At 32.0% G+C, this 11,294-nt stretch carries 6 protein-coding genes; all 6 read right to left on the minus strand.

What is annotated here, in order from left to right; translation table 11 throughout:
- Positions 1-22: 22 nt before the first annotated feature.
- A complete protein-coding gene (gene dptH / locus B4G94_RS00360; RefSeq protein WP_286856476.1) occupies positions 23-5,233 on the minus strand; it encodes a DNA phosphorothioation-dependent restriction protein DptH in 5,211 nt (1,736 codons plus the stop codon).
- Positions 5,214-6,650: a DNA phosphorothioation-dependent restriction protein DptG gene (gene dptG / locus B4G94_RS00365; protein ID WP_286856477.1), complete on the minus strand. Its 1,437-nt coding sequence runs from the start codon at positions 6,648-6,650 to the stop codon at positions 5,214-5,216. Before dptG ends, dptH begins: the two co-directional genes overlap by 20 nt.
- Before the next feature lie 7 nt (positions 6,651-6,657).
- Positions 6,658-8,448: a DNA phosphorothioation-dependent restriction protein DptF gene (gene dptF / locus B4G94_RS00370; RefSeq protein ID WP_286856478.1), complete on the minus strand. Its 1,791-nt coding sequence runs from the start codon at positions 8,446-8,448 to the stop codon at positions 6,658-6,660.
- Positions 8,402-9,631: a DGQHR domain-containing protein gene (locus tag B4G94_RS00375; RefSeq protein ID WP_286856479.1), complete on the minus strand. Its 1,230-nt coding sequence runs from the start codon at positions 9,629-9,631 to the stop codon at positions 8,402-8,404. The genes dptF and B4G94_RS00375 overlap by 47 nt, the downstream gene beginning before the upstream one ends.
- Before the next feature lie 4 nt (positions 9,632-9,635).
- Complete coding sequence (locus B4G94_RS00380) at positions 9,636-10,496, minus strand: hypothetical protein (RefSeq protein WP_286856480.1); 861 nt, start codon at positions 10,494-10,496, stop codon at positions 9,636-9,638.
- A 108-nt stretch (positions 10,497-10,604) separates the two neighbouring features.
- Positions 10,605-11,180, minus strand: coding sequence for a hypothetical protein (locus B4G94_RS00385; RefSeq protein WP_286856481.1), 576 nt, complete (start codon positions 11,178-11,180; stop codon positions 10,605-10,607).
- Positions 11,181-11,294 lie beyond the last annotated feature (114 nt).

An 11,294-nucleotide genomic window follows, 5' to 3' on the forward strand; every position in this document is an offset into this window, starting at 1 on the left:
AGTTTTCCACTAAAAATCAAATTTACTCATTATTTTGGTTCTGAATAAGTTCCCAAAACGCACAGTCTTTAATTAAAATAGGGAGTGACCCGGCAAGGTTAACTATACTTCGGTGTTTTTCAAGACCTTTTATAGTTGTTATGAGATTTTCTTTTATTAACTTGTTGTCTAGGGAAAATAAACTATCTACTTCTTTCATTTTGATTTCATTTACTCGATGGATGACCCAAGTTAAGATGTAATTGGAATATTCATTTTCACTTGTAGCGAAGTGACTCAAAAACTGTGTAGAAAGTATTGTTCCAACACCGAACTCTCGGCCCTCTTTCAAAATTTTTCGAATAGAAGTAAAGTTTTTACTTAGAAAATTGTCTGCTTCATCAACCAGTATCATTTTTCTTAACTCTCTTAAATGACCATTAATGGTACTATGACCATGTCTTTGCATTTGTGTGTAAAATGCATCTAATGTAATTGCCACAATAAGGTTTTGAATGGATTCATCGTAACCAGATAGATTAATGACTACTACGCCTTCAATCAGAGAATATAATGATTGAGTTTTTGAAACATTTGGCTCAAAAATTTCAAAATCAGATAGATTAGAAATTGCTGCGTATAAACTATCTTGGGCGTTGTTTTCCCTGCTTAAATAGAGGTCACAAACATCACCTAAAGTAGGTGGTGTGTTGAGCCAAGTACTCTTGTCACTTTTGCTAATTCCCTTTTCTTCGTATGCTTCAACAATAATATCTCTTAGTTTTTGCTTTTGTACATTGCCTAAATTGAAAGCATTTGATATAGTTTCTTTAATATCATTTGCTGTATGCAAAGGAAGCATTGGTTTTGTATTTTTTTCTGCATCCAGCGCTAACGGATTATAAGGCAAATGATAAGGTTGTAAGACTGTAGCATTTGTATTCTTTACGAAATCTTCTTTGATATAGTCACCTTTGTAATCGAATATGAGAATTCCTAATTTGCTACTGCCAATATTTTTATTGGAATTATTTATGAGTTGCGAAATTACAGATTTTGTAAACTGTGTTTTCCCAGTACCCATAGTACCGATGATACCTGTATTGGTATGCATCACTTTATTCGTATTATTGGGTTCCCAAATTATAGTTTTATGGTCGTTTAAATTGGTTCCAAATAATATTTCAATTCCTTCTTGGGTGTTAACTTTATTTCTATCGTTATCAAGCGACCATTCAATCTTGACTTCCTCCTCTTTAAACGTATTTCCAGAATATGTATCTTGATCGTATGTTTCAGGTTTATCTAAGCCTGAATCGATTTCAGATTCGTCTAATAAATCAGGTGTGTATTCTTTTTCATTCGCATATTTAAAGAGATAAATGAACAGTTTATTTTTATCTATAGAGGTTTCTGTGTTATGAAATAATTTGATTAATTCATCGACAGACTTTACCAAGAAATTGTAACCATCTGTTTCTTGTAGATCAAATTGTATATATTCAGGATTTATAGAGATATTTCTTTTAAAATTGTCAGTACCAAAATGAAAAACGCCGAATTTACCAATAGATTGATCAAATCGATTACTAACTATAAAATCATTATTCAATAATTTTTGTCTATAGTTATCTAATACGATATTCCAATTTTGGTTATCCCAGACGTGAAATATTTTTAATTTTTTGACATTTGCAAGGACGATTTTAGCAAAAAAGTTTTTGTAAAATTCTGCTAAGAACGATTCCTGCCGTAAGTGCTCTCTGATTATTGTAGCAGTTCTTCTGCCTTGTTCAATTCCTTTTTTAAGGAGATTGCTTCCTCCGATTTTTAACTCTACGGGATAAAAATGCATGAGTAACTGCCCTTTATAGTTTTCTAAACCTATGAAAAGTAGATCATCACTCATTGACCCTTGAATTCCAAGGTTTTTAGCGGACAGTAGACCACTATCTTTGTTAAGACCAACATTTCCTGATACACGTAAAATTTCTTCAAGCGATATTGGAATCCATATTATATCAGGATGATAAAGATATGTCAAAGCTACTTTGACACCTGAAAGCAGACTTAGTTTCTCTCTCGGGAATTGATTGTTTTGTTTAAGCAGTTTAAGTAACCATTCTCCATTAACAGCATTAAATAAGTTAATGATCTCTCCACAGTCAATAGATGGGTTGAATTGTACTTTGTGTTTCTCTAAAAATTCTTTTACTATAAATTCATATTCACTTGTTTTTCTGCTAACTGTGATAGCATCATAGCCACTTGAATTACTGTATTGGTCACTATAGTGAATGATTACTAAGTCTTTGTTTTCTTTGAAAAAATCTAAGTCAACTTTTGGATCGATATAAGTAATCCATTGAGCATCTTGATAAAGGAGATTTAGTTCATCTCGTACGCTAAAATCAATACTTGTGCTCAAAGCTTTGTATGTTTCATATGGATGACTGTTCGCATAGACTCTGACAAAAGAATTTAATAGGGAGGACAAGTGTATTAGTTCTGATTTTGTATCTGGTAAATCTACCATCCCAAATCCTGTTCTATAACTGTCTTTAGTAGGCGTAGATGAGACGTCAGCAAGCAAACTATTGAAAGATACACCTGTTTTAATTTGGCGCATATCATCATAACTAACTTCAGTTTTACTAATATCAAACTGATAGAATGCAATATGGGCATATTCATATTTAGGATTATTCTTATCTATTTTTCTGGAATAGAAAGTTACTTTCTCCCAGAAAATATTCAATAAATCATCTTCTTCAAAGTTTTTTGTAGAAAGATCAATTTGCAGATTTTTTTCTACAGCCGCTATGTTGTCATAAAAAGCAAGTTCTTCAAATTTCGTAACAACTTTATCTGATCCGTATATACAGATTTCTATGCTCAATAAGTCATTTGGGCGAACATCTAAGTTGAAATCTAAATGACGTTTGTAGTATTTAAATACCCCTTGTAGTAATTCTTTGCAGTCACCTAAATTAACAGCATTTATTTTTAGAGGAGATTTTTTAGATATCTTAAACAGAAAGTCGAAATTATTTGTAAAGTCTCTAATTTTATCACGGACTAAATCTGATACAAAATCTTTTGAAGGTGCTTGTTCGCCGTTAAGATATACGTTATAATAAAGCCATTCAGGAGAATGGGGAGATTCAACAGGTGTATACATCTTTCCATTCTCAATTGCAATATTAGGAACAAGGTTTATAGGACTTAACTTTTTTAATATTGCATCATAAATTTGTTCTTCCTTAATGACGTCATTTAATTGTAATTGATAAGCTACATTAATAGGGTGGAATGGACTTAGTTTGATTTTTTCTTCTCCTTTTTCTTCTTTTACTACCCCTAGCCATAGCAAATCTTTTTGATCATCAGTCAATGGAATATTTTCTGTAAAGGATTCCAAAGCATCGATATAGGAATGTACAAATTCTTGTGCTAGCAAAGTGAGCTCCTCATCCATATGGGTTAGACTTGGTAAAGAGTCTCTTACTTTATAGTAAGCACGTAGCTTATCAAAGTTTAATCGTATGTTTTCATTGATAAAAATAGATTTTGGCTTAAGTTGATTGTTTTCTACTAAATACCAACTGTAACTTTGTGAATCTAAAATTTGTTTTTCTTGTAAAAGATTGTTTCTAAATTCCTCGCGTACTGTTCTCTCTTCATTGTTGAAAATTAGTTTGATAATATCTAATTCTTGATGAAATTTATAACTTTTCTTCAGTAAACGTTTATTTTTCCACACCTCCAATCCCGTGATACTCGTTGGTATTGAAGTTTCAAAATTGACAACAATAGGTATAGAAACTCCACTTTGAGAAACAGTAAATTTAATTGTCTCATCTTGAGATGAAGCGGCGGTTAGAGTTAGTTTAAGTTGTTGACCTTCTTCGCAGATATAGGAGGCATCATTAACAACATGCTCTTCCTGAATTTTATCGCCCAATGGATTTAAAATAATAGGACTAGTATATCCTAAATACAAGTGAGGGAAATTTTTTGAAAATTTGATCTGAAAATTTCCTTCGTAGTTAGACAGAAGGGCGGTATTTAATGGAATGAGTAGAATTTTGATCTTATAATTCTTCCTAGTTTCAGAGTCTTTGTATTCAATAAGATAAAATAAATCTGAATAGTCGTAATCTCTAACAGTCATAACAATACGATATCCGGACGTATCAATCGATATACCTTCTTTTTTCGAATACTTAAGATTTCTAGATTTGATATGTTGATCGAACTTTATCGATACCGAAAATTCCGATTGTAGTGTAGGGTTGAATACAATAACGTTAATATTTCGTTGCTGACTAGCTGTTCTCTGACCATCCGTTTTAGCCCAGGGGACGAGAGGCAAATTTTCATATTCGATTCCTTGAAAAATAGGAGGATTAAGTTCTTTTTCTTGTTGTCTTAGTCGTTGTATGACAGCAAAGTCTGTTTCTGCCCAGCCATCTTTTATAAATTTATTGATTTGATCTGATGAAAATTCTCCGTCAAGTTGACTTTTCGGATCACCATTTGTGAAGATATTGTTAAATCGATCAAAGTCTTTGAAATTATCTTCCAAGTCTCTACTTATGTCTCCTGTTTTTGAAGACAGCTCTTCATGGGGAAATAAGCCTAGATCTCTATAATCTTTTTTTTCAATTGATCCTTTTTCGATTATACCAATAATCTCTTCGAAATCAAAGATGGAAGTATTGTCTTCTACGACACTTTTAACCTTTTTATTCAATAGGAAATGTAAAATAGTCCCATCATGTTCTGTAAAACTATCTTTCTGATTAATCTCGTTTTTTAAACCTTCTATAAACACAGAGTGATGCAATGGCATCCCTTCTTTGGATAAACTACCACTACCTCCTAGGAGGCTATCGAGCTTACCACTGAATAGTATTAAGATTGCATATCCTCTGAATTCATCTTTTTGATCAGCTACTCTATTCCTTAACATCGTAAAATAATCTTCAGAAGCAGACGTAGCGGAAGCGACAATTACTTTTGTGCCATCTATATTAATGGCGAATGTATAATATGGTGAGCCTCCATCAGGATGCACATAATCAAAGGGTTCGATGTATTCCCTGTAATACGTTTTTAGGGCTTCGTATAGGGAGTCAATCGCATCATTGCTCTCAAGATAATAATTGAACCGTTCTCCAGGTTGTATTTGGTGAATTCGGAAGTACCGAATTATTAAATCACCAATATATTTATATAATTGCTTTGACATATTGTGCATCTCCACTATCACTTTTTTTCTCGATTAAATTGATTTTTTCATATAATTTCACAATCTCAGACTTTGATGTTTCATCAAAATGGACTCCTCTTTTCTCAAACTCATGCCAAAGAAGTTTTAAGCGGATCTTGTCATTATTGCCTACGCATAGACGTGTTAAGAATAAGAGTATTTCTTGGTTCATAGTAAGTGTATTTCCTAATCTTCCACGATGTTTCAAGAAATTATTTTGACAAAATTTAAAAAACCAACTTACATAGCGTATGTCTGCGGCATGGCGGTCTGAGTTGTCAAATTGATATTTTACTTTATACCACAGTTCATATATTAGTTTCCCACACTTGTTGTCAAATGTTTGTAGTTCTAAATCAATAGCGAGCTTCTCCATACAATTTTCCCAACTGGACCCTGGATAAAAATTTGTAATACTATTAGTGTAGATCTTGCAAACTTGTTTAATAGCGTTTTCCATTTCATCTTTTCCTGCTTGATCAAGACAATTGTATACATTTTTAATGTTGTGATAGTCCTTTATTTGTATGTCATCTACATAAATATGATTCAGTAGCTCTAATACGTTTGCATGGACGAATGTAGATAAGCAATAGTTAGACAAATTGTTTTTCCAAGATATGGTATGGCTGTTTAATCTACTATTTGATAGGATCTCCCATTCTAGACTGAAGCTGATTGGTGTTATAGAGATCTGTTTTTGACCAAATGATTTGAAATTGATCAAGACCTGGGAAAAGTATTGAAAAAAATAAAATTTTGATAAGTCTTCGATGTGTTTTAAAAAAAGCTCTTTACTGTTTTTAAGGAGATCAAAATCCGCGTTAAATTGCTCAATTAGTTGAGGTAGTAGATTGATGTGTGGTATATCCTTCGACTTGCTGATATTGGGCAGAGGAGGCAAAGAATCAAGCATCAACTTGTTAAGAAGATTATCTTCCTCTTCTGAAAATGAGTTTTCTAAACTTGACGAACTAAAAAATACATCCGACATAAATTTACCTAAGTTCTTAAGTGCGCCCTCCGCACTAACGAAGTTTAAGTAGCACAATGTTTCTGTATGAAATTTGACTAGATTGTCTTTTTCCGTGAAGAATAGATCTGTCAAAATACGTCGTAAATCATGGGGAACATCTGTCTCTACTTGTGCAAGAGCGGCATTTAATATAGTTTGTTTTAGCCTTTCGTGGAATGTTTCACTGGCTTCAAGATCTTTTAACAAACCTTTTTGATGGTGAGATCGAAATACTTCACCTACGACACCCTGAAATGATTTTAAATCTTCGCTAAGTCTATCTGCTCCAGGATTGGATACAAATGGAAATATTCTAATTTGTTTGCCAGGTTTGTGTGCATAGCCTTGTTTTTGTTCTAAAGTTAGCTCTATTTTACTCATTACTTGTTTAGATTAATTCAAATGTGTAGCCATCAAACATCTGTTTAGAAAATTTATAGTCGATGGATTTACCGACATTGACCTCATCTATATAAAGTGCCGATGTCGCACTCTTATGGTTGGTGATCTTATTTATCGTTTGTACGAAATACACATAATCGTTATTATCTTTTTTATTTGGTCTATAGCCATTTGCTATTTTTTTCAAGAGGATAAACAGACTATAGTCGATGTCTACTTTAAGTCTATTCACTAATGTAATGTCAAACTCAAGAGAAAACTCCTGTTTAAAGCGATGGATCAATTGTTGGTTTACAGCATTTTTCTTTTTAAAATAGGGTAGTGGTGTTACTTCTTTAAAGATTCGATACTTATTCTGCTGACGACCTATTTTTATGATAACTTTGTTATCGGACTTGGTATCACCGTTCCATTTTTTGATAGCAAGAATGACCAAATTATATATTTTTTGAATATAAGATATGTTTCCGTTATTATAGTGGTACAACCATTCAATGTACTCTTTATAGGTCGTATCTTGCAGATAATTTACTTTGGTGTAATTGCTGAAAAAGTTTAAACGAATGAACAGTTTTGACGTTTCTTCTCGAGATACGTTTGCGAGTAACGTATCTAATGCTTTAAGTGATTGGATGTAGGTACTATCAATATGTTCTTCATATAGGACTGTAGGTTTCTCTGTATTTGCGAGTTTTAAAAGTATACTGTCTACATCTTCTTTTCTCGAGTTGCATGGATCTAGCTCGCTGATTTTTTCAAAGATTTTGGACAATTCTGCGTGTTCAAATAAATAGTTGGGAACAAGTAGTGCTAGATAAGCATTCGGCTCTATTTTTTCTATTTTTTGAGTGTATTCCTCGTTCGACAACGTAGCTAATTCAAATGGTACTATAATATCATAAATATAATTTAATAGAGTTCTTACCGAAATGATCTCCTTACTTTTTATTACTGATTTTATAATAAGCTGAGTGATGATATTTCTATTATTGCTATTAAACAAAAACTCATAGTTGTACAAAATTGGACAATAATATTTTCCGCTATATTGCTCTTTATAGTTTATGTATGCTTGGTAGATACTGTTGTCTTTAGAGTCACTGACGAGCTTTTCAAATAAAGAGGAAATTGTCTTTGAAACAGCTCCATCTTCAGACAATGAGTAGAGATGATAGTCTGTAAAGTTTACATGTTGTATATTTTGCTCTCTGTCAAAATTCTTTTCTTCTGACAACGTATTTTCGAGGATTTTATTTTTATCCACATATTCCTGTAACGTATTAAACTCATCACCTCGCTCCTCTAAAAATTTACTGAGTGTACCCAGATTGATGGCTAGAATAATTTTATCTTTTGATGTTTTTATATTATCATCTTTGAATCCATTTAACAATCTAAACAATGTATCATTTGAAGTTTCATTTGGATTGTGGGATTCTGTTGCATCATTGTGGATTACGAAATGTTGCATTTTATCCGGAATAATACCATTAAGATAGGAAAGAATATGAGATTTGCCATCCCCCACATTGCCACAGACTAAGAGCAATTGAGCATTTGTACAAGTAGAGGTATTGATGATAATATCTTTCAGCTTCTGTTCAACAGGGCGTTCTATATGAAGATATTCCTTAAATGAATCTAAGTTACTTGAATTCCCTTGAGCAACCGCGTATTTAGATGATTCACGGAGTTTTTTTAATTCGATTAAGAAGTTTGAGTTTATCATACTAATTTCGATTAAGTATTCTTGAGATATTTGAAATATCAAATTCATTCTTTAAAGAATCGAGGTCTTTATAACCTAATTTTATCTGCATCGTATTAAAAAAACGAAGTGTGCCAGATGAAGATGGTACTTGAAAATAAGTGTCGGAAAAATCGATATTTCTAAGTTTTTCGATCTTTTCTTTGAAGAAATCAACGCTAATATCTCTCGATTCAAGATGATTCTTAAGAAGCAATTCCAATAGCTTAAATAAGGCAGAAATCCCTGTTGTCTTTTTTATATAAGATTCTTTAGTTGCTGTAGATATTAGTAAATCGTTTGAGGCAATAAAAAAGTTGTTAATAACAGTATAAACAAATACATCATTACCATCCAAATAAAATTGTCTTAGGACTGACTTGTCTCTCACGTCCTGTAGAAGCGAACGCTTTCTTATTTCAAAATTATATTGTGCCAAAGTATCTGCATCTCTCTTCGCATTTGTGGTAAATAACTTAATAATACCAAAAACTAAAGTTGACATAGAGATAATCCAATCAAGGTCTTTTTGATTATAGGTCAACAAATAGTTGTCATCCTGAGGAGCGACTTTAATTCTATTGTAAAAAGGGGAGTTTTGATCGAGATTGAGCTTTCTTGAGAAAAATACTCCTAATAATTCTGGAGTCCAAGTATTAGGGTCATTTGTTTCAAGGTAGTAGCCGAATTGTTCAAGCGCGAAACTTTTACTTACTGGTTTTTGATTGTAATTTATCGTTGCAAATATGAAGGCTTGGTACGCTAATGGTAGGTCAAAATAGGCCGATATTACCAAATCTGTATCTTTTCTTTGTTCACTCGCTTCAATGAATGAAAATAATCTATGTTGCCCATCTATAACAGAAGCTAGTTTTACATTTTCAGGTATAGTTATTTCATACAAATCATCTTCAATTTGTCTATAACTCCATCTCAGGTTTTCATTTTCTTCAATGAATCCCTCTTTACTATAATTTGCAGCTATCACAATTGAATTTGGTAGCGCTAGATCTTTTGAATTGACATATCTAGTAATACTTTTTAGACGATTTTCCTCATCAAGTGACCTCTGACTGCCAGTAAGTTCTCCTGTATCTTTATATCTAATAGGATCAGAAAAACATAGTGCCAACAAATCTCTCGCTTTCATTTTGAAAACGAAGAATTGAGAGAATGGTTGTTCTATTTTTAGTGCTTTTATTTTAAGCGGCATGATTTTAAAATTTAAATTCCGGGGGTATTTGCCCATTTATTACATTAGCGCTGCCCCCCGTAAGCTGTACTATACCATTTTCGGCATTAAATTTTGGTTCAGTAATAAAGGTTCCATATCTCGCATTTCCGACAAACCAAACTAACATTGATAAAATCACTAGAAAAAGTGAAAGAATTAATTTGACGACAGAATATGGAATGAAATAACATATTAAAGAAAGTATGATACTTATTAATATTACAAGGAACCCAGTCATTCTAATCAATGATTTTATGTCACTAAAGTGTTTTTCCCCGTTATCTAACTTTGGAAAAAGATAATCTCCACTGGAAGAGCAAATTAAAACAATCGAATAGCCAATGCATATTTTCGCTAATTCATGTGAATCAAAATGGTTAAATAAATAAGTCAATTTCCTACATAAATTTTCTCCAGTTAGATTTTTTAAAACAGTTAGCATAATTTCCAAGTTGCCTAGAAAAGAACCCAAAAGTCCTATTGTAAAAATAATAATGAAGAAAAATGCTGAGAACTTAAATGAGTTTTTCCCCTTTTTCAGACGGATATATAGAAAACACATTAATCGTTCTCGTTCGTTAAGAATAGTATTATTCCTGTTATCTAAAAAAATCCTCCACCTATTTAAATAGTATTTATGAGCGCCATAAATCAGCGTGTCAGACACAACATTGTATGGCAAGGATGAGAAATAATACTTTAAATCAATATCAATATTTTCTTTATCCAAAAGGATTTGTGCCTCCTCTATGTTGATGTAATTAAATTTGTTCTCTTTTAAATACTTTTGAACTAAACTAGCAGCTTTTTTCAAGTCAACTGCCGAGTAGAATTTTTGATTCATAAATTGATAGGTAATTTTTGCTATATTAATCTACTGATATATTTAATTGCATTTTTTATTATTAAGCAATATTTTTTATAGTCTTTGATGGTTCATCTTGTATAATTTTTATTTTCTATCCTTACTGGCTTTCTTTAAAGAAATTACTCTATAATATTCTTGTTTTCTTCCAACTCCCTTTTTGTCGAGCTTTTCCCCAGTTTTTTCTACGTTTTCTTTGAGTTCATCAGAAAAAAGACCAGTAATTCGTATTGCAGAATTTAGTTTTTCTTTTAATTCTTGAGACAAACTATCATACACTTCTGAGGGAAGAAATTTTTCTATGTCTTTAAAAGCTGTCAATGCGTCAACAACAGCATTGTTTAAGTCAAGTTTATTATATTTTTTCGATTCAGGCGGACCTACTTCATCTCTCCACAAGATCTTTTCTAGGGTAGGTCTTGGCAAATTCTCTTTTTTAGGCAGCTTAAAGTCGGGATTTCCAAATTCATAATAATTTAAACCAAAAAGCTGAGCTATGGCATCTAATTTTTTCAGCGTGGGACCATTTTTGCCTTTTTTTATATCTTGAACAATGTCCGTGGAGGTATTAAGAAGATTTTTAATGTCTATATTGTAAAGGCCATAAAATTCCAGATAATATTGTAATACATCTATATACTCATCAATTACGTTTCTATTCATTATTTATTGAAAATATTTTTATATTTTATATTTATTGCCTATATTTGTTTCAGCAACATATAGCGACAACTAGGGTAGAAGAAAACTCTACTTAAACGATGTCACTCATATTAG

The sequence above is a fragment of the Sphingobacterium sp. UBA7625 genome, from assembly GCF_002484085.1.
GTDB classification, from domain to species: domain Bacteria; phylum Bacteroidota; class Bacteroidia; order Sphingobacteriales; family Sphingobacteriaceae; genus Sphingobacterium; species Sphingobacterium athyrii.